The 23,883-nt window shown below is 35.7% G+C and carries 22 protein-coding genes and 1 other RNA gene; 17 read left to right on the forward strand and 6 right to left on the reverse strand.

Features of this window, described 5'->3' with window-relative positions:
* Positions 1–271 precede the first annotated feature (271 nt).
* From GOQ16_RS06350 to GOQ16_RS06370, 5 genes are all read left to right on the forward strand, one after another.
* Positions 272–3,394 (forward strand): SusC/RagA family TonB-linked outer membrane protein, encoded by a 3,123-nt coding sequence (locus GOQ16_RS06350; RefSeq protein ID WP_160068528.1) that lies wholly within the window; start codon positions 272–274, stop codon positions 3,392–3,394.
* A gap of 16 nt (positions 3,395–3,410) precedes the next feature.
* Positions 3,411–5,366 carry a RagB/SusD family nutrient uptake outer membrane protein gene (locus tag GOQ16_RS06355; RefSeq protein ID WP_160068529.1) on the forward strand — a complete coding sequence of 652 codons (1,956 nt, stop codon included), beginning with the start codon at positions 3,411–3,413 and terminating at the stop codon, positions 5,364–5,366.
* 26 nt (positions 5,367–5,392) lie between these two features.
* Positions 5,393–6,667: a DUF4959 domain-containing protein gene (locus GOQ16_RS06360; RefSeq protein ID WP_160068530.1), complete on the forward strand. Its 1,275-nt coding sequence runs from the start codon at positions 5,393–5,395 to the stop codon at positions 6,665–6,667.
* 9 nt (positions 6,668–6,676) lie between these two features.
* The gene (locus GOQ16_RS06365) at positions 6,677–8,347 is read left to right on the forward strand and encodes a DUF4998 domain-containing protein (protein ID WP_204987436.1); all 1,671 of its coding nucleotides are present in this window, start codon (positions 6,677–6,679) and stop codon (positions 8,345–8,347) included.
* Between the two features lie 224 nt (positions 8,348–8,571).
* On the forward strand, positions 8,572–8,748 hold the full coding sequence (locus GOQ16_RS06370) for a hypothetical protein (protein ID WP_160068531.1): 177 nt from the start codon (positions 8,572–8,574) through the stop codon (positions 8,746–8,748).
* 42 nt (positions 8,749–8,790) lie between these two features.
* Here GOQ16_RS06370 and GOQ16_RS06375 read toward each other — a convergent pair whose 3' ends face one another.
* Positions 8,791–10,152 carry a sigma-54-dependent transcriptional regulator gene (locus GOQ16_RS06375; protein ID WP_160068532.1) on the reverse strand — a complete coding sequence of 454 codons (1,362 nt, stop codon included), beginning with the start codon at positions 10,150–10,152 and terminating at the stop codon, positions 8,791–8,793.
* 57 nt (positions 10,153–10,209) lie between these two features.
* An RNA gene (rnpB, locus tag GOQ16_RS06380) (RNase P RNA component class A) lies at positions 10,210–10,589 on the reverse strand.
* 166 nt (positions 10,590–10,755) lie between these two features.
* Between rnpB and GOQ16_RS06385 the strand changes: the two genes are divergently transcribed.
* From GOQ16_RS06385 to GOQ16_RS06400, 4 genes are read left to right on the forward strand one after another with little or no spacing between them, the layout of a single operon-like run.
* Entirely contained in the window at positions 10,756–11,130 is a 375-nt protein-coding gene (locus tag GOQ16_RS06385; RefSeq protein WP_160068533.1) for a DoxX family protein, read from the forward strand.
* Between the two features lie 21 nt (positions 11,131–11,151).
* Positions 11,152–11,595 carry a VOC family protein gene (locus GOQ16_RS06390; RefSeq protein ID WP_160068534.1) on the forward strand — a complete coding sequence of 148 codons (444 nt, stop codon included), beginning with the start codon at positions 11,152–11,154 and terminating at the stop codon, positions 11,593–11,595.
* A gap of 8 nt (positions 11,596–11,603) precedes the next feature.
* The gene (locus GOQ16_RS06395; RefSeq protein WP_160068535.1) at positions 11,604–12,143 is read left to right on the forward strand and encodes a DUF1697 domain-containing protein; all 540 of its coding nucleotides are present in this window, start codon (positions 11,604–11,606) and stop codon (positions 12,141–12,143) included.
* Between the two features lie 6 nt (positions 12,144–12,149).
* Complete coding sequence (locus tag GOQ16_RS06400) at positions 12,150–12,668, forward strand: SRPBCC family protein (protein WP_160068536.1); 519 nt, start codon at positions 12,150–12,152, stop codon at positions 12,666–12,668.
* A 23-nt stretch (positions 12,669–12,691) separates the two neighbouring features.
* Here the strand turns inward: GOQ16_RS06400 and GOQ16_RS06405 are convergent, their stop codons facing one another.
* On the reverse strand, positions 12,692–13,027 hold the full coding sequence (locus GOQ16_RS06405) for a HopJ type III effector protein (protein WP_160068537.1): 336 nt from the start codon (positions 13,025–13,027) through the stop codon (positions 12,692–12,694).
* 28 nt (positions 13,028–13,055) lie between these two features.
* Between GOQ16_RS06405 and GOQ16_RS06410 the strand changes: the two genes are divergently transcribed.
* Complete coding sequence (locus GOQ16_RS06410; RefSeq protein WP_160068538.1) at positions 13,056–13,499, forward strand: copper resistance protein NlpE; 444 nt, start codon at positions 13,056–13,058, stop codon at positions 13,497–13,499.
* A 65-nt stretch (positions 13,500–13,564) separates the two neighbouring features.
* Here the strand turns inward: GOQ16_RS06410 and GOQ16_RS06415 are convergent, their stop codons facing one another.
* Complete coding sequence (locus GOQ16_RS06415; RefSeq protein WP_160068539.1) at positions 13,565–13,783, reverse strand: hypothetical protein; 219 nt, start codon at positions 13,781–13,783, stop codon at positions 13,565–13,567.
* 94 nt (positions 13,784–13,877) lie between these two features.
* Between GOQ16_RS06415 and GOQ16_RS06420 the strand changes: the two genes are divergently transcribed.
* The 4 genes from GOQ16_RS06420 to GOQ16_RS06440 are packed head-to-tail and all read left to right on the forward strand — an operon-like array spanning position 13,878 to position 16,161.
* Positions 13,878–14,330, forward strand: coding sequence for an SRPBCC domain-containing protein (locus GOQ16_RS06420; RefSeq protein WP_160068540.1), 453 nt, complete (start codon positions 13,878–13,880; stop codon positions 14,328–14,330).
* A 6-nt stretch (positions 14,331–14,336) separates the two neighbouring features.
* Positions 14,337–15,266 (forward strand): DUF1801 domain-containing protein, encoded by a 930-nt coding sequence (locus tag GOQ16_RS17590; protein ID WP_204987437.1) that lies wholly within the window; start codon positions 14,337–14,339, stop codon positions 15,264–15,266.
* 3 nt (positions 15,267–15,269) lie between these two features.
* Complete coding sequence (locus tag GOQ16_RS06435) at positions 15,270–15,701, forward strand: SRPBCC family protein (RefSeq protein WP_160068541.1); 432 nt, start codon at positions 15,270–15,272, stop codon at positions 15,699–15,701.
* Between the two features lie 34 nt (positions 15,702–15,735).
* The gene (locus tag GOQ16_RS06440) at positions 15,736–16,161 is read left to right on the forward strand and encodes a DUF1801 domain-containing protein (RefSeq protein ID WP_160068542.1); all 426 of its coding nucleotides are present in this window, start codon (positions 15,736–15,738) and stop codon (positions 16,159–16,161) included.
* A gap of 55 nt (positions 16,162–16,216) precedes the next feature.
* Here GOQ16_RS06440 and GOQ16_RS06445 read toward each other — a convergent pair whose 3' ends face one another.
* Positions 16,217–16,888, reverse strand: a complete 672-nt coding sequence (locus tag GOQ16_RS06445) for a CDC27 family protein (protein ID WP_160068543.1) — start codon at positions 16,886–16,888, stop codon at positions 16,217–16,219.
* 312 nt (positions 16,889–17,200) lie between these two features.
* Between GOQ16_RS06445 and lon the strand changes: the two genes are divergently transcribed.
* Entirely contained in the window at positions 17,201–19,672 is a 2,472-nt protein-coding gene (gene lon, locus GOQ16_RS06450) for an endopeptidase La (RefSeq protein WP_160068544.1), read from the forward strand.
* Between the two features lie 92 nt (positions 19,673–19,764).
* Complete coding sequence (putP, locus tag GOQ16_RS06455) at positions 19,765–21,273, forward strand: sodium/proline symporter PutP (protein WP_160068545.1); 1,509 nt, start codon at positions 19,765–19,767, stop codon at positions 21,271–21,273.
* A gap of 17 nt (positions 21,274–21,290) precedes the next feature.
* On the opposite strand, the gene GOQ16_RS06460 is transcribed toward putP, so the two are convergent.
* Positions 21,291–21,710 (reverse strand): T9SS type A sorting domain-containing protein, encoded by a 420-nt coding sequence (locus GOQ16_RS06460; protein ID WP_160068546.1) that lies wholly within the window; start codon positions 21,708–21,710, stop codon positions 21,291–21,293.
* 216 nt (positions 21,711–21,926) lie between these two features.
* On the opposite strand from GOQ16_RS06460, the gene GOQ16_RS06465 reads away from it, so the two are divergent.
* Positions 21,927–23,870, forward strand: coding sequence for a KUP/HAK/KT family potassium transporter (locus tag GOQ16_RS06465; RefSeq protein WP_160068547.1), 1,944 nt, complete (start codon positions 21,927–21,929; stop codon positions 23,868–23,870).
* The last annotated feature ends 13 nt before the right edge of the window (positions 23,871–23,883 follow it).

Here is a 23,883-nt window from a genome sequence, read left to right on the forward strand (position 1 = left end):
CACGGTCTTAAAATGATTGTGCTTTTTTGCTTTTTGACCATCCCTAATTATTAAATTATACTAGATATTAAGAGACATAAGGTCTTTTAATATACTCAAGAAATCTAATTTCATTTAAAGAAAATAAATCACAGTCAACTTTCTAAGCTAAAACGTTAAAGTTTGTAAAAAAATTTTCCATATACTCAACTTAGCTATTTGTTTTAAAATATTAGTGTTGTATATTTATTTAAATTAACCATTTATTTAATACAACTACTAAATCTATTTTATGAAAAAAGTTCAACAAAAATTGTTGATACTTTTATTCTTTCTAGCAATTCCTATTCTAGCATTCTCTCAAAAACAAATCACTGGCGTCGTGAAAAGTGGTTCAAATGGAGAGTCAATTGGAGGAGTGAACGTCTTGAAGAATAAAATTACCTCAACGCAGACTAATGCAAACGGTGAGTTTCAAGTGATAGCAAGTGTGGGAGACAGCCTGACATTCACATTCGTGGGAATGAAAACACAGAGTATTGTCGTGGATCAGAAGAATATTCTGGAAATTCTATTGTATGAAGATGGTAGTGCCATTGATGAAGTAACAGTGGTCGCTTTCGGAACACAGAAAAAATCCAGTGTTGTTGGAGCTATTACGACTGTCAAGGCATCAGACCTCAAAATTCCTGCCTCCAATTTAACAGGTTCCTTTGCAGGTAGAATTCCAGGTGTTATTTCGTATCAAACTTCAGGAGAACCTGGCGCAGATAATGCACAGTTTTTTATTCGTGGGGTAACAACATTTGGTTATCAAACATCACCCTTGATCTTAATTGATGGATTTGAAGCTACTACCGACAATTTAGCAAGACTACAACCCGACGATATTGAGAGTTTCTCGATTCTGAAAGATGCATCAGCTACGGTACTCTACGGGGCAAGAGGTGCTAATGGTATCATCATGGTAACAACAAAATCAGGCCGCGAAGGACCTGTGTCGATGAATGCCCGTGTCGATGTCAATACGGCTATGCCTACAAAAATGATTGATATGATCGATGGCGTAAACTATATGCGCTTGTATAATCAAGCACAATTGACTCGTCAACCGATACTTGGATCTTACTACTCAGAACAAAAAATCCAATCCACATTCAATGGAGAAGATCCTATGATATATCCAAATATCGACTGGTACAATACACTATTTAATAAATCAACTACCAACACCAAAGCAAATGTTAATTTATCTGGTGGTGGACAGGTGGCAACGTACTATGTTTCTACAGGTTTTGATAAAGAAACTGGCCTTCTGAAAGTAGATAACAGAAATAACTTTAATAATAACATTGATATCAATCGATTATTCATTAGATCAAATGTGATTTTCAAACTAACGAAAACTACTACGTTAGACACTCGTATACAAGGCAGATTTGAGCGTTATACAGGTCCTTACGAGTCAGCATCAAATATTTTCCGCATGACAATGAATAGTAATCCTGTAGATTTCCCTGCGGTATATAAGCCTGATGCTGCCAATGAATTTACTGAGCATGTTCTTTTTGGAAATTCATTTGTGACAGGTTCACTTAAATCAAACCCATACGCCGAAATGGTACGAGGTTTTGAAGATCGTAACGAAAGTAGTATCATAGCACAAGCTACATTATCACAAGATTTAGGATTCCTAACAGAAGGATTAAAAATTCAAGGTAAAGCATCTGTCAGCACATGGAGTAAGTATGCTAGTAGACGTACTTATAACCCATTTTATTACGATTTAGAAAGTTACAATCAGATTACAGGGGAATTTAAGCTTTATCCCCTAAATCCAACAACTGGACAATCTTACCTTGGCAATGTGATCCCAAACAGAGATGCGAATGGACATTACTATTTTGAAGCGCGATTGAATTGGAATAGATCTTTTGGTTCACATAATATTGGCGCAATGACTGTAGGTATGATGGAAGAAAAGTTGTTGACAGCTGGAAACAGTACTTCCATCTATGAAACATTACCTGAAAAAAATATGGGTAATTCAGGTCGTCTGACGTATGATTATGATAATAAATACTTTGCTGAGGCAAGCTACGGCTTTAATGGGTCGGAAAAATTCACTGGTGAAAAGCGATATGGCTTTTTTCCATCATTTGGTGTGAGTTGGTTAATGTCTAACGAGACGTTCTTCGAACCGCTAAAGCCAGCGATCAGTTCCTTAAAAGTAAGAGGTACATGGGGGCTTGTTGGTAATGATGCCATTTCAAACAGGTCAGGGCGCTTCTTCTATTTATCCGATATCGCTATGGGTGGAGGAGCTTACCGTTGGGGTACTTCCTTTATGAATGCTTATGATGGTTATTCTGTAAATAGATATGCCAATCCTGATATCACTTGGGAACAATCCGAAAAATGGAATTTAGGGGCTGAAATTAATTTCATGAATGAGTCATTAAAGTTGACTGCAGATTTTTTCAGAGATGTACGTAGCAAAATTTATATGAACAGAGAAAACTTCCCTGCATCAGCTGGTTTAGAAGCTAGCGTAAGCGGTAATGTGGGGCAGGTTAGTTCACAAGGTTTTGACGGTTCATTGGATTACATGAAAAATATAAACCAAGATTTTTGGATATCAGGACGTGCAAATTTCACCTATGCCGTAAATAAATTAGATGAATTAGATGAAAGAGATTACCCTGATGCTTATCTAAAACGTAGAGGTCAGAACATAAACCAACAATGGGGATTGCTAGCCGAACGCTTATTTGTAGATGAAGAAGAAATTCGAAATTCTCCAAAACAAGATTTTGGAGAATATATGGCTGGTGATATCAAATATAAAGACATCAATGGCGACGGTATTATCAATAGCAATGATCGTATAGCTATGGGATTCCCAACGGTACCTGAGATACAATATGGTTTTGGTATGTCTATGGGATATAAATCTTTCGATTTTTCATTCTTTTTACAAGGAAATGCCAATGTCTCTTTTTTTATAAATTCAACAGCTGAATCTAACCTTGCGACAGGAGCATACGGAATAGCTCCTTTTGCAAATAGAAGAAATGCCCTTTCAATAATAGCAGAAGATTATTGGAGCGAGACAAATCCAAATATCCATGCTTTCTGGCCTCGACTATCCACAAATCCTGTCAATAATAACATTCAACAATCTTCATGGTGGATGCGCGATGGATCGTTTCTACGCCTGAAATCTCTTGAAATTGGTTATAGCCCTAAAGGTTTAAAACGTTTTGGCCTAAATAAAGGTAGCCGTATATACATTAGTGGCGAGAATTTGTTTGTTACAAGTCCATTTAAACTTTGGGATCCAGAAATGGGTAGAAATGGATTAGGATATCCTCCAAACAAAAGATTTAATGTAGGTATTCAATTAGTCTATTAATTAAAATAACCGAAAAATGAAATCATTAAAATATTTATTATTAGCAACTGCCATAGGCTTAGGTTCTTGCACGAAGTATCTAGATGTAGTTCCTGATAACACTTTAAAATTAGAAGATATATTTACCTTAAAGGAAGATGCATATAACGCACTCGCGAAAGTTTATAGCTATTTGCCAAATGACGAACGTACACACGTGACTACATGGACATTGGGTGATGAATATGTAGGTCGATTGGATCTAAACAATAATACAGATAATCTAAGAGCTATCCGAATCATGCGTGGTCTGCAATCACAAACAAATCCTCAATTAGGATTTTGGTCTGGATCTGAAGGAGGCAAACCATTATACATAGCTATCCGACAAGCAGATGTCTTTTTGGCAAATATTGACAAGGTGAAAGACATGTCCGAAGTCGAAATTGCGGATTGGAAAGCTCAAGTAATGTTCTTAAAAGCCTATTTTGCATTCTTACTTGTACAACAATATGGTCCAATCGTAATTCCAGAAACAACAGCTTCTCCAGAGTCTAAAAAAGAAGAATTATTCCTACCAAGAAAAAAGGTAGAAGAGTGCTTTACTTACATTCTTGATTTGATGAATCAAGCAATTCCGAATTTGACAGAAAGAGCAACATCAAATAATCTAGGACAAATTGATCAAGTCGCAGCAAAAGCGATTAAAGCACGTGTATTATTTTTCAGAGCTAGTCCATTCTTTAATGGAAATCGTGAATATTTTGGTGACTTTATGGATAAAGATGGGCAGCCATTCTTTCCGATGGAAGTGAACAATGAAAAATGGCAGCAGGCTCTCGTTGCAATAAATGACGCAATTGCTACAGCAGAAGAAAATGGCTTAGGTTTATACAAATTCGAAAAAGAACCATTTATATATGACAGACCTGCTTTTCTTGAAAATAATGAACGAATGAAAAAGCTATATGATTTGCGTATGCTAATTGTAGATCCTTGGAACAAAGAATTGGTCTGGGGTAACTCAAATTTAGATTATTATAATCAAGGAGAGCTTGCACACTCAACTAATATACGACTACCAGAAGGATATGGTGATGGTGTAGTAAATACTGCAGCATATTCATGGCAGTGGATGGCTGCTACTTACGCCATGACTGAACGTTATTATACTGAGAATGGACTACCTATCGAAGAAGACTTGACATACGATTTCAACAATCGGCATGAAATAATAAGAACGCCTGGCATGTCTGATCCTGCTTATGCACACTGGAATGGATACGTGCAACCTGGTGCAGAGACAATCAAATTATATATGAATAGAGAACCGAGATTTTATGCAAATCTTGGTATTACTGCGGGATATTGGAGGGCGCACGCAGTACGTATAAACACAATGATGTACGGTAACTCTCACGGCGGTTACAATTCCTCTCAACATACTACAGATTTCTTGGCAACAGGTATTGGAACGCAAAAAATGGTTCATCCAGAATCTCAGTCAAACGCTTGGCAGCGTACAATCAAATTTCCATATCCAATAGTACGTATGGCTGATCTTTATTTAATGAAGGCAGAAGCAATGAATGAGTTTTCAGGACCGTCGCAATCTGTATACGATGAAATAAATAAAGTAAGAGAACGCGCAGGTGTTCCTAAAATAGAAGATGTATGGTCAGACCCAACTTTAGCAAGAACTGTAAATAAACATAGAACCAAAGAAGGACTTCGTGATTTAATCTTGAAAGAGAGATCTATAGAGTTTGCATTTGAAGGAATTCACTTTTGGGATATGTGGAGGCACAAAAAAGCTACTTCAGCATTCTCATCGCCTGTTTGGGGATGGACACATACTGGCACAACCGGATCAACATTCTTCATCCTTGAAGTTAAACAACAACGCAGATTCACTATTACAGATTGTTTGTGGCCTATCAGCCTTAATGAAATGAATACGAATGGTCAATTGATTCAGAATCCAGGTTGGTAATTATTTGAGACTTTAATTGCAATTTTATGAAAACAATATATTTAAGAGTCATCTACTGTTTTATCAGCTTATGTATACTATCATCCTGCAAGGAGAAAGATAGATTTAAGCCAAACAGTGATGATAGCCAAGCCCCTGGTAAGATCACATTGAAAAAATATGAACCCTTATACGGTGGAGCGCGTTTTTTCTATTCACTACCATCAGATGAAGACTTGATGAGTGTGGAAGCAGTTTATACTAATAAAAATGGCCGAGTATTTACATTTGCTGCATCATACTTTGTCGACTCCCTAGATGTATATGGTCTTCCAGATACAGAGGAATATACGATACAATTGTTTGCAGTCGATAGGACGGGCAATAAATCTGAAGCTTTAGATGTAAAAGTTAAACCCTTAGAGCCTGCTTTTAGTAGAGTAGCAAACTCTATGATTGTAAAACCTGGTTTTAGTTCATTTTTCATTGATTGGAATAATGAGTTAAAGCAAAATATAAATGTATATGTTGACTTTACATTCAATCAGAATGGACAAACAAGATCGCTCACATCAGTATTCTCTTCCAACTTGGAGAAAGACAGAAGATTTATTAATGATTTAGTGCTTCCTCCAAGTGAAAAGGTTGATGTAAAAATTCGCGTAGAAGACATTTATGGTAATATCACAGAACCAATTTCAAAAGGTCAAATTTCTTTGTATGAGGATATAAAAGTCCCGAAACAAAGTTGGGTATTACCCAACCCAAATGACTCAGTAGGTGGCGTGCCTATGGTATTTGGAAATGGTCTTGAAGGTAGAAATAGATATGTGATAGATGATATTATTGACCGTGGTGATAATTTGAATTTTATGCATACCAGTGGACGTGGCAAAACAGGGCGATCATCAGATGGTAATATGCCTTGGAATTTTATCATTGACTTAGGTGACTACTACGAATTAAGCCGAATTGTCACTGTACAACGTCACTCTGGAGGACTTGCCAATATTTCTCGTGGTCAATATTATAGAAATGAAAATGTTGGCATGTACAATATGTATATCTGGAACGATAGTACCAACTCTTGGGAATTCGTATCACAAAACAAAATCGAAGTACCTTTAGGATTGAGCGAGTTGGAGTTTGTGAAAAAAGGTGAAGCTGGTGATATGGCTTATATGTACCCGGACGAACCAGCATACACCAAGAAAACGCGTTGGTTTCGCTATGAAGCTGTAAAAAGTTTCAATGGTAATTATACTTTAGAAGATGCGAACTGTCTTTCTGAAATAACTCTTTATGGTAGAAAAAGCAATTAACCTTGAATTATGAAAGTCATTAAAATAAACAGCAAATATCTTTATTTATTTGGGGTACTTGCGCTTATATATTCTTGTAAAGGGATGTATGACAATGTGGAGCCCTATTCAGATGAGGTAGTATACCCTGCCAAATACGATACTATTGTAAGTAAAATCGGTTATGAACGGGTTGAGTTAGATTTGATGAAAGCGGGTCGTATTCCTTCTAGTCAAATATCAATGGGTAAATCACATAAAACAATTATAGAATTTGATAACGAAAAAATTGTTATAGATTCTTTAGTGTCATGGGTTAATGTAAATAATCTCAAGCAGTCAAAACTGTATAGAATTCGTGTGTATACTATCGACGAATTCGAGAACAAATCTGTACCTCAGGTAATAGCAGTTATTCCTTATACACAGAGTGATGTTGACAATTTAGTAGTTTCATCTCCACGAGTATTGACATCACCAAGTGCCGCTGTACTAGATTGGCCTACTTCGCTGACAAATATTTTGTTAAATTATAGGAGCTTAGAATATGAGTACACCGATAAAAGTGGAGCAAAAATAACAGGTAAGCAAGTAAATAACCCTCGAATCTTCGCAGCCAATTTAAATGCTGGACAACCATTAAATATGCTACTCAAATATAATGTAATACCAAAAGTAAATGGAGTGGCAATATTAGATTCAGTTCAACTGAACACACCATTTACCATTAATATGCCAACAGGTTCGAGTACCTTTAATCCTGCTGAGCGAGAAATTTTAGAAGCGAATGGGATAACTACCTTTACGGCAGATGCGGTAGCTAGCTATAAGAAATTAACTTTTCCTGTACACACGAACACACTTCAGGATTTGTTTTATTTCGCAAACGTCGAAGAACTAGATTTGACTGGGGGCATCATATTTCCATTAAAAACTTTGCATTATGATCGAAATGGAATTGTAAAAACCATAGGTGGTGGCAATTACCTTCCTTTCATACGTAAAGTATCTCCTATTACAAATCCAAATGCTCAAACAATGGTAGATCTTTTGAACTTAGGTTTAATCAAAAAAATTAAATACGTACCAAATTCTTTAGGTATTGACCATTTATTAAAACCATTCGAAAGTAGAGGTATAATTGAGTATGTCACAACGCCAAATGAGTCTTTAATACCAATGAATTTCTTCCTTGATGGCAAAATTCAAGACGCATCAGCATGGGCTTTAGACCTGCAAATTCCAGCTACCACCTATCCAGCAGGTACCGGAATAGAAAATCCATTCCGAGTTACAATGCGAGGCAAAAATGGAACATTTGTATTTACTCTGCCAAAAGAATATCGTTTTAATATTCCTGAGTACAGATACCTCAAATTCAAAGTTTATATGCCAGCTAAATCTGTCATTAGCGGTACCTATGATCCTTATCAAAGACTTTGGCCTAGGATAATGAATTACCTTTGGGCATTTACATCCGAAAGCACATTTGGCCAAGAAGGATCCTCGTTTAATGCCAATGATTTTAGAATACCAGATAATCAATTACAACAATGGACAGATGTTACTGTAGATCTACAGTCTACTGTAAATCGTCACAATAGAGTTATTGCTCTTAATATAGGTGGTGAACCTAGTTTGACGTTTTCGCCACCAACTGATATGGTATATTATTTTGCTAATTTCAGATTTTCAAAATAATCCTATTATCAAAATTTAAAACTAGCGGGTTTTGAAATTTTTCAAACCCGCTTTTCTTATATTAAATAACAAAATCTGCACAACCGATTATAACTAGAGAACGTTCATAATAAATTATTTAGATGTTAAGTGTTAATTAATAAAAAACGTTAAAAAGTCTTAAATCTATTGTTTGTCAAGCTTTAATTCATTAGATTTAATAGTTAACGTTATATTCAAATTTTATGAGAAAGTTAGGTGGCATATTTTTCTTATCGTTGTGGGCTAGTTTGGGATGGGCTCAAACTGATCAGGTGGAGGAAAATAGTTCTTCAACTGGTTTTATTATTATTGGTGCCATCTTACTCCTTGTTGTAATAGTTATTCTTTACAATAGACAAAAACGTAAGTTCAATCATTAAAAGCAAAAGAGGTTGTGAATATATATTTCACAACCTCTTTTGTTATAGCTTAAATTTTGCAAGTTTACCTTTTAATTCCTCTTCCGAGACGCCTATTTTCTGTGCTGTCTGAACGATGTCTCCCCCATTTTTATTCAATTTATGTGTAATGAATTTCTCCTCTGCGAAATTCAAAAAGTCTGCATACGTTTCCATTCTATCCATATCAATCATCGAGGAACCAGATACTTTTGAATTGTGCGTCGAAACTGAAGGATTAGCAAATATATTCACATCAGAATCTGTAATTTCTTTACCACTCAAAATGATCAAACGTTCTACCATATTGCGCAATTCACGAATATTACCTGTCCATGGCAGAGCTTGTAAAGCTTTCATGGCATCCGTAGTTATAGGTTTCGTTGGAATATTATATTCCTCACATATCTCTGCACAAAACGTCGATGCCAAAGTCGGAATATCATCACGACGCTCCGCTAATGAAGGAACATGAATCAGAATTACACTCAATCGGTGGTATAAGTCCATACGGAAATTACCCGCATCGATTTCTTTTAGCAAATCCTTATTTGTCGCAGCAATAACACGTACATCTACCGAAATTTCTTTCTCACCTCCTACACGCGTGATTTTATTCTCTTGTAAAGCACGCAACACCTTAGCCTGTGCCGAAAGGCTCATATCGCCTATCTCATCTAAAAATAATGTTCCGCCACTTGCCTGTTCAAACTTACCAATACGTTGTTTTACAGCAGAAGTAAAAGAACCTTTTTCGTGACCGAATAGTTCAGATTCAATCAATTCCGAAGGAATAGCAGCACAGTTCACCTCTATCAAAGGTGCAGAAGAGCGATTAGATTTTTCATGCAACCATCTTGCAACTAACTCCTTACCTGACCCATTTGCTCCAGTAATTAAAACGCGTGCATCTGTTGGTGCCACTTTATCAATGCTGTCTTTGATTAATGAAATTCCGTGTGAATCCCCTAATATTTCTTTTGTTTTTGAAACTTTACGCTTTAAGACTTTTGTTTCTTTGACCAAAGTTCCTTTTTCCAATGCATTGCGAACCGTAATAAGTAAGCGATTCAAATCCAAAGGCTTTTCTAGAAAATCAAAAGCGCCTTTTCGCGCAGCCTCTACAGCAGTTTCAATTGTTCCGTGGCCAGAAATCATGATAATCGGCACGTCAGAAAATTCCTTAGCAGCGCTAAGAACTTCCATACCGTCCATTTTATTCATTTTGATATCACAAAGAACAAGATCAATCTTCTCCTTCTTTAATATTTCCAAACCATCGGCTCCATTATCAACATCCAATACTTTATAATCTTCATATTCCAAGATATCACGAAGAGAACTGCGTATCGGTCTTTCGTCATCAATAATTAAAACTGTTGCCATAGTGTTTATGTATAATTTGATTGGTCAACAAAATAAGAAAATAAGAGAGAAAAACAAAAAGAAGCAAACCTTGTAAGCCGGGTTCTGTATCCTTGAGTAAGGATTTCTATCATTTATCTAGGCTTGCACTCGCGCACAAGCTCCATCAACCTACCCATTGCGAGCTTTCCGAAGAAAAAAGAACGAGCAGCCCTTGACTCTCGCAACCTATTTGGTTTTTCAACACACGAGGTTTACCGTAATGTATGTTACCATACAAGACCGTGAGCTCTTACCTCACGTTTTCACCCTTACCCTGCGCGAACGCTTGGCGGTATATTCTCTGTGGCACTTTCTGTCTACCCATATGGCATCCTTCCCGTTAGGAAGCGTGTTGCTCTATGTTGCCCGGACTTTCCTCTCTCCCATTACAGGACAGCGATAGAACCAGTTTGCTTCAGCTGCAAAGGTAATGGATTATTTGGATTAGAATTGGCTATATGTAGAAATTATATTTTTATTCTTTGTTTAAATCTTTCCTTATGCCAAGTTTTTTGCTTAAATTTTGTAATAGATTTGAAAATAATTTTTTTGAATAAAAAAGCTAACCGCAATACTAAAACAATGAGAATATTTAAGTTTATTGTCTGCTTATTAGCTGGACTAATGTTTATCAATGCTGGATTGAATAAACTATTTCATTACATACCTACACCCGAATTAAGTGAAGAGTTGACAAAAGTGAATGAAGCTTTTGGAACGATAGAATGGCTAATGCCATTAATAGCAATTGTAGAGATTCTGGGAGGTGTGTTATTGATAATTCCTAAAACAAGAGCTTTAGGCGCAATTGTATTATTCCCTATTATGGTCGGTATTATGCTACAACATATCTATTATGCCCCTGAAGGATTACCTATGGCTGGTGCATTTTTGCTTGTCATCCTATGGGTAATCATTGACAATAGAAATAAATACCTCACGTTAATAGAGAAATAACTATATATAAACTTAATTATTATGGCAAAAGTTCATTCCTATCTTAATTTCAACGGAAATTGCGAAGAAGCATTCAATTTCTACAAAGGTGTTTTTAATACTGAATTTACTGGTATATATCGATTTGGTGATATGCCCGAAGATCCTAGTTATACAGTTCCTGAAGCAGATAAAAACAAAATAATGCATGTCGGTTTACCTTTAAACGAGTACAGTACGCTTATGGGATCTGATTGTTTGGAAACTTTTGGACAAAAAGCTGTCACGGGAACAACAACTTACGTTATGCTAGATGTTGATACAGCAGAAGAAGCACATAAATTATACAATTCACTTTCGGTGAATGCTCAGAATATGGAAATGCCTCTAGGTGATGTATTTTTTGCGGAATTATTTTCTTCATTCACTGATCAATTCGGAATAGCTTGGATGATTCATTTTGAAGGAAATAGAAAATTTGAATAAGTAATCTAATGGAAACTTTCATTATTTTACTACGTGCAGTAAATGTTGCTGGAAAAAATACCATCAAGATGGCCGAATTAAAAAGTCATCTTGAAAAAGCTAATTTTCACAATGTCAAAACGTATATCCAAAGTGGTAATATTATTCTTCAATCAGATTTATCAGCTCCGGATATTATATTGAAAGTTCAACAAATTATTAGTGAGCAGTTTGGGTTTAGCGTACATGTTTTTGTGCTGACTACAGATTCATTGCAGCACATTTTACATAATAATCCATTTCAATATGGTGAAGAAGGAAATCGTATATTTATAACTTTACTAGATAAAAAACCAGATTCTTCGGATTTAGACAAATTAGCTCGTATTGATATAAGTGACGAAAAATACGAAATCAAAGATGACGTTTTTTATTTTTACGTTCCGCAAGGAATGGCAAATTCCAAACTTTCTAATCCATTTATCGAACAGAAATTAAAAGTGGTTTCGACAGGTCGAAACTTAAACACAATGCTCAAATTAAGCGAGCTTGCCTACCAATTGAACTAAAATGTTATGAAGATTTTAAAAAATGTACTTATCGCAATTTTTGCTCTTGTGGCAATTGTACTCCTCATTGCTGCTGTTTTGCCGAAAACTTTTCACGCGGGAAGTGAATTAATTATCAATAGGAGCTCCAACGAGGTATTTGATTACGTCAAACAGATCAAAAAACAAGGAGAATATGACAATTGGTCACGTCAAGACCCTAATATTCAAAAAGAATATAGCGGTGAAGATGGAACTGTTGGCTTTACGTACACATGGAAAAGTGATAAAGTCGGTGATGGAAAGCAAGTAATCACCAATGTGGTGGAAGGAAAACGCGTAGAAATGGATTTATATTTTAACGGCGAGGGTGAAGCCAACAAATCCTTCATCGCAGTAGATTCTATCGCGCACAATCAAAGCAAAGTAACTTGGGAAATAGACGGAAAAATTCCTTTTCCATTCAATATTTTCACGTTATTCTACGATATGAACGAAGATTTCAAACAAGGATTAGTCAACATGAAGGCTAATTTAGAACAATAAATCGAAGAGGGAATCTCTTCGATTTATTTTGCGGAAAGAACATCATTATCAAATTGAACAGCATCCCAACCATTAGCCATGAATTGGCGAATATTTTGATGATCTGTACCTTCTGGTGTCGACAATACCGCATCATAATGTTCTGCAAAAAGGCTTAAAGTTTGTTCTTTAGTCAATTTGTTCAATTCTGCAAAAAAAAGAACACGGGCACTACCTTGATTTTCTGACGCTGAATTTTGCTGCGTACCATTTGTAAATGCAGAAGCCGTGTAATTGTAGTTTTCTTCTATGTGAGCCAAAACATCTTTGAATACTATTTGTTTTGATTCTAATTGTTGTAATAATTCGTTCAAAGTCATAAACAAATATACTTTAATTAACTGCACGATGAAAAATACTTTTGTCCTTTTAAGCGCAACTCTCACCTTAATTACGCTAAGCTGCCAGAATAGCGCTGATAAAAAAGAAAGTCAGCAACAGGAAGATAGCGTTGCTGTAATTGACTCCCATACTTCCGAAAATTCTTTAGACTGGGCTGGAGTATATCAAGACACAATTCCATGCGCTGATTGCCCAGGAATACTCACCACAGTCAAGCTTTACGAAGATGGTACATACGCGTATTACGCAGAATATTTGGAGCGCAATACGACACTTCAAGATACAGGGAAATTCATGTGGCACAACAATGGTAGCGTAGTGCATTTGAAAGCGAAAGAAATAGATACAAAGTACAAAGTTGGAGAGAATGTATTATTACAAACGGACAGTACAGGTAATATCATAGAAAGCGAAATGGCTAATCAATATTCGCTCCACAAGGTATTCTAAAATAAGTAGGTTGCACATATATGCAACCTACCTTCGTAATTAACTTACATTACCAAACAAAAATACTATTTTTTACCGCCACGAAGAATTGCTACCAAAATCAAAATAAATACTGCAGCTCCTACAATCCACACCCAAGGTTTTGCAAACAAATCATCATCATTTTTATTAATATCTACATCTATATCAAGCCCTTTGTCTTGTGCAAATGTTTGAACCGATGTGAAAACGAACATAATTAACAACAACGATCGCTCCCATAATAAGGTGAAATACTTTTTCATAATGTATAATTCTTAGTTTATAATGTTTTAAAGTAAAACAGAGTACAGTACAAATTTGTTCTAAAAGAACATATAATTTTTAACAACTAACGATATGGACCAAATAATCACAGCCAAAGCATCCATCCAAATACTTAAACCAATTGAAGTAGTGTACGAAGCAATTGTAGACCCTAATAAAATGAACAAATATTTTATTGAAAGTGGAAGTGATAGACTAGACAATAAATCTACTGTTGATTGGAAGTTTCCAGAATTTGACGATATATTTCCTGTGGAAGGACAAATCGTCCAACCATACGATTACATTTCATTTGATTGGAGTGGTGGTGATCCTGATATGCTAGTCGAAATATTTCTTGAAAAAACTTCGCCTATGACAACCGTAGTTCGAGTCAAAGAAGGTAAATTTAATCCAGATGAAGAAGGTACCAAACAGGCTATAGGACAGACAGAAGGTTGGGCAAACTTTCTCGCATGCCTAAAGGCTTATTTGGAATATGGAGTAAATCTTCGTCAAGGAGCTTTCGATTTTATGAAACATTAAACGGTAATGAATACTGAATTTGAAAATATTGATGCTTATATCGCTTTTCAGGAATATGAAAGACAGGCAAAACTGCATGAGTTGCGATCAATAATCGCTGGAATAGTACCAATCGAGACCAAAGAAACAATTTCATATGGAATGCCAACGTATAAATTTAATGGCAATCTGATACATTTTGGACAATTCAAAAAACACATTGGGATTTATCCCGGACCTGATGCTATTGAAGCTTTTAAAGATCAACTTTCATGTTATAAAACTTCTAAAGGAGCAATACAAATCCCAAATGAAGTCCCGTTGAAAAGAAAGCTCATAGAATCCATTGTACTTTTTAATGTTAATCTATTAAAAGATAAAAAAAGTCCAAATTGGACTGCTTATCGCGGGCAGTGGGAAGAGTTGTACGAAAAGATGGCACAATTGATTCAAAAAACCAGCCTTAAAAAGGAAATTAAATGGGGCATGGATATTTATACGTATGAGGGCAAAAATGTTGTCGGCTGGGCTGGTTTTAAACATTTTTTCTCCATTTGGTTTTACAATGGGGTGTTTTTAGCTGATCCTTACAAAGTTTTAGTGGCTGCGACAGAAGGAAAAACAAAATCTTTGCGGCAATGGCGTTTACAAGAAAGTACTCCATTTGATGAGGATAAAATTTTAGAATATATTAACGATAGCATACAAACGATTGTGGATGGAAAGTTTATTCCTATCGAAAGAAAAATATTAGAGCCAATAGGGATTTTAAAAGAAGAATTAGTGAATAATTCAGATCTCAACAAAGCTTTTAATGCTTTGACTACTGGGCGTCAGAAAGAATACATTCAATATATCAATGAAGCCAAACTAGATAAAACAAAAGCATCTCGCCTAGAAAAAATTGCTCCGATGATTTTATCTGGGAAGGGTCTTCATGATAAATACAAACTTTAAAAAATGGAAAAGCAATTGATACATATTGAAACCGAAATTAATGCGCCATTAAAAACAGTATGGGATTACTATAATAATCCCGAATCGATCACGAAATGGAATCAAGCAAGTCCAGATTGGCATTGTCCATTATCTTCTAACGATTTGCGCATTGGTGGTAGATTTAAAAATAGAATGGAAGCTAAAGATGGTAGCTTTGGGTTTGACTTTGAAGGTGAGTATTTGGATGTAATCCCCAATCAAAAAATTGTTTACAAAATGGATGATGACAGAAGAGTCTTTATTAATTTTCAACATCAATCAAATAAAACCACAATAATTATTGACTTCGAAGCGGAAAACATGAATTCTGTAGAAATGCAAAAGGAAGGTTGGCAAGCCATATTAAACAGTTTCAAATCGTTCGTAGAGCATACATCTGAAGGTATTGATTGAATTTAAAAACGCGACTAATCTTAATTGCTAAAGAATGGCAGAAAACAAGACACAATTTACCGATGCAAACGTATTAGATTTCATCAATACGGTAGAAGATATTCAAAAACGCGAAGATAGCTTAGAATTAATTAATTTAATGGAAAAAGCTACGGGAGAAAAAGCTAAAATGTATGGATCATCCATCATAGGTTTTGGTAAATATCAGTATAAATATGACTCAGGACACAGCGGAGAAGCACCGCTTTTAGGATTTTCGCCACGCAAAGCTGCCATTTCACTTTACGTCTATACTGGAGCTGAAGAGCACAAGTACTTACTAGACGATCTCGGAAAGTTTAAAGTAGCCAAAGCCTGTATTTATATCAAGAAATTAAGTGATATCAATTTGGAAGCATTACAAAAATTGATGGAATCCTCAATTACTTTTATAAGCAAAACATACACACGAATTCAATAAAAAAAGACGAAATGCATTTACGCACTTCATCTTCATATTTAATTGTTGTTTGTTGTTATTTTAAAAGATCTCTGTAAACTTTTGCTTTTTTAAGCTCTGTTTGAATGTCCTTTCTATTCGCATCATAGCTTAATACTTTCTCATAATCAGCCACCGCTTTAGTATAAGCATCAGTTGCGATTTGTTTGTTATAACCAGCAGCACCTGCTGTACCCTTCAAGATACCTAAATCTCTATACGCTACCGCACGATTTTGATATAATTTGGCATCGCTAGCATTGATTGCGATTGCTTTAGTATAATCTGCTACAACAGATTGTAATAACTGCTCTTTTTGTGCAACTGTTAATTTAGAATCTTTTTCTACGGCTAAAGTATTGTTAGCTTTCGCTTTGTAATACAAGGCATTAGCATTTTTGGCATCAAGTGCGACTACTTTGCCAAATGTATCTGCAGCTTTTTTGAAATCTGTAGATTGGAATTGCGAATACCCCAAAAGATAAAGTACATTAGGATCATTTGCTTCGGCAGGAAGTGCTTTTTGTAAATGCGTAACAGCCGATTTAAAATCACCATCCAATAATGCTTTTTGTCCCAAACGTACATTTGGATTTTTGTGTTCCTCTTGTTGTTGTGCAGATGCAGTTAATGCAAGCATCGCTAGAGCCAACGTTGAAAAGCCAATTTTCACTGATTTCAATCTGCTATTCAAATAATTAAAGTTCATATCGTGTATTTTTAATTGTTTCTATCCTAATTAGAGTAAATTTGCCACATTAAGTTTAAGCCGTCAACAAATACTTATAAACATTTCCACATTCTACATGTTCTACATCGAAAATATCCATTTCTAATTAATTTCTAAAACTGCCATCCAGCAATTATATTGCTGACGAAATAGCAGTAAACGCAATTCATATAGCACAAATGATACCAAATTTGTATTTGGCATTCCACTTGCAATATACTATAACGTATCACAAAGATTTAAAATATACATACAAATCTGACATCTTGTCGGAGAAGGAACAATATACATATGAGCAAATTTAACACGTTCGACTTCAATCAAGCAATCCCCATTATCAATGAGGATACGGAATTTTTTCCACTATTGAGTCAGCAAGATGAAGATGAAATGCGAAACGAAGATATACCTGAAATATTAGCTATCCTGCCGTTACGAAATACTGTTTTATTTCCTGGAGTAGTAATTCCTATTACTGTAGGACGTGATAAATCCATTAAATTAGTCAAAGAAGCGTATAAAGGCGAAAAAACTATCGGCGTCGTATCCCAAAAAGATATGAGCGTCGAAGATCCTGATTTCGATCAACTAAATAAAATTGGAACCGTAGCAAGTATTATTAAAGTGTTGCAAATGCCAGATGGTAATACTACTGTCATTATCCAAGGTAAACAACGTTTTAAACTGAATGAACTTGTTCAATCAGAGCCATATATCAAAGCTAAAGTAGAACGCTTTGCTGAAGAAAAGCCAAAAACGAGTAGTAAGGAATTCAAAGCATTGATTTCTTCGATAAAAGAATTGGCTTTACAAATTATACAATTATCTCCCAATCTTCCTTCGGAAGCTGGTATCGCGATCAAAAATATTGAAAGCCCTACTTTCTTGGTGAATTTCATTTCTTCAAATTTAGCCTTGGAACTTCAAGCTAAGCAAGAATTGTTGGAGATGAAAGATTTTGTCAAAAGAGCTAAACTTTTGTTAGAGCATTTGACAATGGAAGTCCAAATGTTGGAGCTTAAAAATCAGATTCAAAACAAAGTTCGCATTGATTTAGATAAGCAACAACGCGATTATTACTTAAATCAACAACTTAAGACTATTCAAGAAGAATTGGGTGGAAATACGCCTGATTTGGAAATCGAAAACTTAAGCGCTCGTGGTAAATCTAAGAAATGGCCAGAAGATGTAAGCAAACATTTCTATAAAGAATTAGAAAAGTTGGCGCGTATCAATCCTGCTGCAGCTGATTATTCTGTGCAATTGAATTACCTTGAATTGCTGTTGGATTTACCTTGGGGTGAATTCACTAAAGATAAATTTGACTTAAATCGTGCGGTTAAGGTTTTAGATAAAGACCATTATGGTTTAGAAAAAGTGAAACAACGTATTATCGAATATTTGGCGGTGTTAAAGCTGAAAAACGATATGAAAGCCCCTATTTTATGTCTTGTTGGCCCTCCGGGAGTTGGTAAGACGTCCTTAGGAAAATCAATTGCGAAAGCTTTGGGTCGTAAGTATACACGTATGGCGCTGGGTGGTGTTCGTGATGAAGCAGAAATCAGAGGTCACCGTAAAACATACATCGGTGCGATGCCGGGTCGTATTATTCAATCGTTGAAAAAAGCTGGAACTTCAAATCCTGTTTTTGTATTGGATGAAATCGATAAATTGGGTGCTGACTTCAAAGGTGATCCTTCATCTGCTTTATTGGAGGTATTAGATCCTGAGCAAAACACCAATTTCTACGATCATTATGTAGAAATGGAATACGATTTATCCAAAGTGATGTTTATCGCTACAGCGAATTCATTGAGCTCAATTCAGCCCGCATTATTGGATAGAATGGAAATCATCGAAGTGAACGGTTATACCATTGAAGAGAAAATTGAGATTGCGAAGAAGCATTTATTACCAAAGCAACGAGAAATGCACGGCCTTGGTACGAAAGATGTTGCCTTGTCAGGAAAAATCATTGAGAAAGTAATCGAAGAATACACACGTGAATCGGGAGTTCGGGGTTTAGAGAAAAAGATTGGTTCTATCGTACGTGGTGTCGCGACAAAAATCGTAATGGAGAAACCTTATGCTGCAAACATTAATGCAGATATGGTCGAAGAGGTATTAGGCGCACCAATTTTTGATAAAGATATCTACGAAAATAACGATGTAGCTGGTGTCGTAACAGGATTGGCATGGACCGCTGTAGGTGGCGATATTCTTTTCATCGAATCAAGCTTGAGTCCAGGCAAAGGAAAATTAAGTTTGACTGGTAATTTGGGGGACGTGATGAAAGAGTCTGCATCAATTGCAATGGCATATTTGCGTTCGCATGCAGATGAATTTGGTATTAATTACAAAGTATTTGATACGTGGGATGTGAATATTCACGTACCAGCAGGAGCTACACCAAAAGACGGTCCTTCTGCCGGTATCACCATGTTGACAGCGTTGACTTCTTTATTTACGCAGCGTAAAGTGAAAGAAAAATTGGCGATGACAGGTGAAATTACATTACGTGGAAAAGTTCTTCCTGTAGGTGGTATCAAAGAAAAGATTTTGGCAGCAAAACGCGCTAACATCAAAGAAATCATTCTTTGTAAATCCAATCAAAAAGATATTTTGGAAATCAAAGAAGATTACATTAAAGACATGAATTTCCATTACGTAACTGAAATGTCGGAGGTTATAAATCTAGCTCTGACAAAAAATAAGGTTAAAAATCCAAAAGACATCGAAAGATTCTTGGAAGAAAAGAAATAAACACAAAATTCGCTGATACATGAAGCGTTATTCCAAAAGAATAACGCTTTTTTGTTGCTTTTGACTATCTTCGATTCAATAAAGCTATTTTTATGAATACATACGAATACATTTCTATCGGTTTATATATGTTATTAATGATCCTTATAGGATTTTATTCGTACGCAAAGACTAAAAACAGTTCGGATGATTTTCTGATTGGCGGCAGAAAAATGGGCGCAGTAGTCACTGCTTTATCCGCAGGTGCTGCAGACATGAGCGGTTGGCTATTGATGGGAGTGCCAGGAGCGGTGTATTTGTCTGGTATTTCAGCTACATGGATAGCCATAGGATTGACCATTGGAGCTTATTTAAATTATGTACTCATCGCACCAAGACTGAGAGTTTACACCGAAATATCGAATAATTCAATTACTCTACCCGTTTTCTTTGAAAATCGATTTAAAGACAAATCGCAATTACTCAAAATCGTGGCTAGTATCCTAATTCTCGTATTCTTCACGCTTTATACCTCAGCAGGGATGGTTTCGGGAGGAAGATTGTTTGAATCTGCTTTTGGAATGGATTACAGCACTGGACTCATTGTCACGAGCTTCGTGGTCGTATTATACACATTTCTTGGTGGTTTTCTAGCAGTTAGTCTAACAGATTTTGTGCAGGGAACGATTATGTTAATTGCCCTACTTCTAGTTCCTGCCGTAATGTTAATGGATCTTGATGGATTTACTAATACATTGCGTATTATCGAAGCTAAAAATTCATTTTACTTAGATATATTAAAAGGAAGTTCAGTCGTAAGTATTATTTCATTGCTTGCATGGGGATTAGGTTATTTTGGACAACCACATATTTTGGTGCGTTTTATGGCTATTAATGATGTAAGGGAATTAACCAAGGCACGACGTGTTGGAATCGGCTGGATGATTTTCACGGTTGGTGGAGCTATTCTTGTTGGATTATTTGCAATTGCTTATATGTCCGCCCAGTTACCCGAAAAAATGGCATTTTTTGATGGTTCTAAAGAAAATGCGGAAACTGTTTTTATATTTTTCTCCCGTTACTTGTTTCATCCATTGATTGGAGGATTTTTACTTTCCGCGATTTTAGCTGCCGTTATGAGTACTATTTCTTCGCAATTATTAGTGACTTCGAGCTCGATGACAGAAGATATCTACAAAGCGTTTATCAGACGAGATGCAAGCTCAAAACATTTGTTAATCATTAGTAGAATAGCTGTTTTATTAGTCGCAATTGTAGCCTTTTTACTTTCCTTAACACCAAAAGATAGCATTCTTAATCTTGTAGGAAATGCATGGGCTGGTTTTGCTGCCGCGTTTGGACCGTTAATTATTCTTTCGCTATTTTGGAAAAACACAACTACGCAAGGCGCATTGACAGGAATGATACTGGGTGCTTTGACCGTATTGGGATGGGTTTATATTCCACATAATTTCAAAGAATTGTATGAAATCATTCCTGGATTTGCAATTAGCTTTGTCGCAACAATTGTGGTGTCTTTATTTACGAAAAAAGAAAATACTGATATTGATAAAGAATTTATAGAAATGGAAGATATAATCCACAGCCATAAATCTAAATAAGAAAGATAAATGTAATTTTATTTAATGGAAATACGTTTTACAATAGTTTCAGATCCCGAAGCTACGCGCAAGAAATAAAAGCCTGGAGTGACTTTTTCATTCGTATCAAAAAGATGATTCTGATTGCCCTCATCTAGATTACCGTTGAACAGATGCAAAACTTCATTTCCCAAAGCATCCATTAATTTGATTGTTACAGAAGATTGCTTAGCCAAATTAAATGAAACAACGATTTGTTCAACCACGGGATTATAAGAAGCTTTCACATTGGTAATCAATTTGTCGGCGGTTTCTTTTTCTCTATCTATTGACATTGAAGCATCAACGGGCAAAGAATTTGCATAAACAGCAGAACCGAATAACCCAAAAGAGAATATGGCTAGAGCAAGTACTCTAACTTTCAACATATTACCAACTTTTAAATTAATTCTATTCATCTTCTCTATTCGACAATTAATGATGGTTGTGGTTTAAGATTGAATTTTTTTTATTCATTTAATCGATATTACAAATGTAACTCGATTTTGGTTATCAGGAGTTAAAAATAAATATTTTTTTTGAACAATTAACAATTTTTAACAAGATTATTCGTTATGTCGAATAATTGCTATAAATTGGCTACCGAAATAAATATTATTAGATAGAAAAAATATATGGGCTCCCACCATAATCCACACTTGAATCGGCTCAGTGGAGCAGGTTTATTAATTTCCCTAGGCATTATTTTCGGTGATATCGGTACTTCACCATTATATGTTTTCAAAGCTATTTTCAACAACAATATTATTAACAAGGAATTGGTTATAGGCTGTGTTTCCTGTGTATTGTGGACATTGACAATTCAGACAACAATTAAGTATGTCCTTATTACATTAAATGCAGACAATAAGGGCGAAGGAGGAATATTATCCCTTTACTCGCTCGTGCGACGTAAAGCGAAATGGCTTATTATTCCTGCTATTGTAGGTGCCTCCACGCTGTTAGCGGATGGCATGATTACCCCTGCTATTACCATTTCGTCTGCAATCGAGGGTCTTGCAATTTTTAATCCAGACATTCCTACAGTACCAATCGTTATTGCAATTATATCTTGTCTATTTTTGATTCAGCGTTTTGGGACTTCAATTGTAGGTCGAGTATTTGGCCCACTAATGTTGGTTTGGTTTAGTGTTATTGGGATTCTTGGTTTTAATGCTATTGATCATGCTCCAGAAATATTAAAAGCTATCAATCCTTATTATGCATTACAAACCATAATCCACTACCCTAATGCCTTATTTATAATTGGCGCTATATTCTTGTGTACTACCGGTGCAGAAGCCTTGTATTCGGATATGGGACACTGTGGAAAGGATAATATCCGTGTAAGTTGGATATTCGTTAAATTAACCCTCATTTTAAATTATTTTGGACAAGGCGCGTGGTTGATTGCACATGATGGTCAATCTATCGGAGAAATGAATCCATTTTATTCCATTATGCCAGAATGGTTTTTAGTATATGGAATTGCAATTGCGACAATCGCTGCTGTCATCGCCAGTCAAGCCATGATAACAGGATCATTTACATTAATATCTGAAGCTGTAAGATTGAATATATGGCCGAAGGTTAGCATTCGGTATCCAAGTAATCAAAAAGGGCAATTATACGTTCCATCCATAAATTTGATATTATTTATTGGCTGTATGCTGATAATTTTCGTATTCGAAAAATCCAGTAATATGGAGGCCGCTTATGGATTGGCAATCAATTTAACGTTTTTGTCTACGACAATCTTAATGATCTTCTTCATGTTGAGACGTAGAATCAACAAACTGTTGATCGGAGTTTTTGCTGTTGTGTACTTTACCATAGAAGTAACTTTTCTCTTTGGTAATGGCGTTAAGATTACGCATGGAGGATGGTTGACACTACTTCTTGCAGCAAGTATATTTATAATTATGTATGCATGGTTTAGAGCGCGTAAAATTAAAAATGAATTTGTCCGTTTTGTAGCGATAGACGAGTATTTCCCTATTATTGATGAGCTCAGTAAAGATCGTTCGGTGCCAACATTTGCGTCTCAACTGGTATATCTAACTAGTGCAAATAACAAACATGAAATTGAAGCTAAAGTCATCTATTCCATTTTAAATAAAAAACCAAAACGCGCTGATGTATATTGGTTTGTTCACGTAGATGTGACTGATGCACCTCACGGTAGAGAATATACGGTGGAACAATTAATTCCAGGCAAATTAATTCGAATAGATTTCAAATTAGGATTTCGGGAAGAACAACGCGTGAGTTTACTTTTCCGAAAAGTTGTGGAAGATATGGTTCAAAAAGGCGAAGTAGACATCATCAGTCAATACGACACGCTTAAGAAACACAAAATTCCGGGAGATTTCAACTTTGTCGTATTGGAGAAGGTATTTACCAAAACTTCTGCTTTGACTTGGCCAAATCGTATTGTAATGGAAATCTACAAAATTCTACGCCGATTCAGTTTAAGTGAAGAAAAGGGCTTTGGTTTAGACAGCAGTTTTGTAACACTGGAAAGAGTTCCGCTTAATATTCCGACAACAGAGAATATTCGACTTCATCGAACTAATTAAAATAATACAGCCA

This window comes from Sphingobacterium bovisgrunnientis (assembly GCF_009829085.1).
GTDB lineage: Bacteria > Bacteroidota > Bacteroidia > Sphingobacteriales > Sphingobacteriaceae > Sphingobacterium > Sphingobacterium bovisgrunnientis.

What these genes read in the sequence shown, in the direction of transcription:
- GOQ16_RS06395 (WP_160068535.1), top strand. Translation starts at nt 11,604, where the DNA reads ATGGAAACTTTCATTATTTTACTACGTGCAGTAAATGTTGCTGGAAAA.
- GOQ16_RS06360 (WP_160068530.1), top strand. Translation starts at nt 5,393, where the DNA reads ATGAAAACAATATATTTAAGAGTCATCTACTGTTTTATCAGCTTATGT.
- GOQ16_RS06400 (WP_160068536.1), top strand. Translation starts at nt 12,150, where the DNA reads ATGAAGATTTTAAAAAATGTACTTATCGCAATTTTTGCTCTTGTGGCA.
- GOQ16_RS06370 (WP_160068531.1), top strand. Translation starts at nt 8,572, where the DNA reads ATGAGAAAGTTAGGTGGCATATTTTTCTTATCGTTGTGGGCTAGTTTG.
- GOQ16_RS06420 (WP_160068540.1), top strand. Translation starts at nt 13,878, where the DNA reads ATGGACCAAATAATCACAGCCAAAGCATCCATCCAAATACTTAAACCA.
- putP (WP_160068545.1), top strand. Translation starts at nt 19,765, where the DNA reads ATGAATACATACGAATACATTTCTATCGGTTTATATATGTTATTAATG.
- GOQ16_RS17590 (WP_204987437.1), top strand. Translation starts at nt 14,337, where the DNA reads ATGAATACTGAATTTGAAAATATTGATGCTTATATCGCTTTTCAGGAA.
- GOQ16_RS06440 (WP_160068542.1), top strand. Translation starts at nt 15,736, where the DNA reads ATGGCAGAAAACAAGACACAATTTACCGATGCAAACGTATTAGATTTC.
- GOQ16_RS06445 (WP_160068543.1), bottom strand. Translation starts at nt 16,888, where the DNA reads ATGAACTTTAATTATTTGAATAGCAGATTGAAATCAGTGAAAATTGGC.
- GOQ16_RS06390 (WP_160068534.1), top strand. Translation starts at nt 11,152, where the DNA reads ATGGCAAAAGTTCATTCCTATCTTAATTTCAACGGAAATTGCGAAGAA.
- GOQ16_RS06405 (WP_160068537.1), bottom strand. Translation starts at nt 13,027, where the DNA reads ATGACTTTGAACGAATTATTACAACAATTAGAATCAAAACAAATAGTA.
- GOQ16_RS06415 (WP_160068539.1), bottom strand. Translation starts at nt 13,783, where the DNA reads ATGAAAAAGTATTTCACCTTATTATGGGAGCGATCGTTGTTGTTAATT.
- GOQ16_RS06435 (WP_160068541.1), top strand. Translation starts at nt 15,270, where the DNA reads ATGGAAAAGCAATTGATACATATTGAAACCGAAATTAATGCGCCATTA.
- GOQ16_RS06375 (WP_160068532.1), bottom strand. Translation starts at nt 10,152, where the DNA reads ATGGCAACAGTTTTAATTATTGATGACGAAAGACCGATACGCAGTTCT.
- GOQ16_RS06365 (WP_204987436.1), top strand. Translation starts at nt 6,677, where the DNA reads ATGAAAGTCATTAAAATAAACAGCAAATATCTTTATTTATTTGGGGTA.
- lon (WP_160068544.1), top strand. Translation starts at nt 17,201, where the DNA reads ATGAGCAAATTTAACACGTTCGACTTCAATCAAGCAATCCCCATTATC.
- GOQ16_RS06350 (WP_160068528.1), top strand. Translation starts at nt 272, where the DNA reads ATGAAAAAAGTTCAACAAAAATTGTTGATACTTTTATTCTTTCTAGCA.
- GOQ16_RS06465 (WP_160068547.1), top strand. Translation starts at nt 21,927, where the DNA reads ATGGGCTCCCACCATAATCCACACTTGAATCGGCTCAGTGGAGCAGGT.
- GOQ16_RS06410 (WP_160068538.1), top strand. Translation starts at nt 13,056, where the DNA reads ATGAAAAATACTTTTGTCCTTTTAAGCGCAACTCTCACCTTAATTACG.
- GOQ16_RS06385 (WP_160068533.1), top strand. Translation starts at nt 10,756, where the DNA reads ATGAGAATATTTAAGTTTATTGTCTGCTTATTAGCTGGACTAATGTTT.
- GOQ16_RS06355 (WP_160068529.1), top strand. Translation starts at nt 3,411, where the DNA reads ATGAAATCATTAAAATATTTATTATTAGCAACTGCCATAGGCTTAGGT.
- GOQ16_RS06460 (WP_160068546.1), bottom strand. Translation starts at nt 21,710, where the DNA reads ATGAATAGAATTAATTTAAAAGTTGGTAATATGTTGAAAGTTAGAGTA.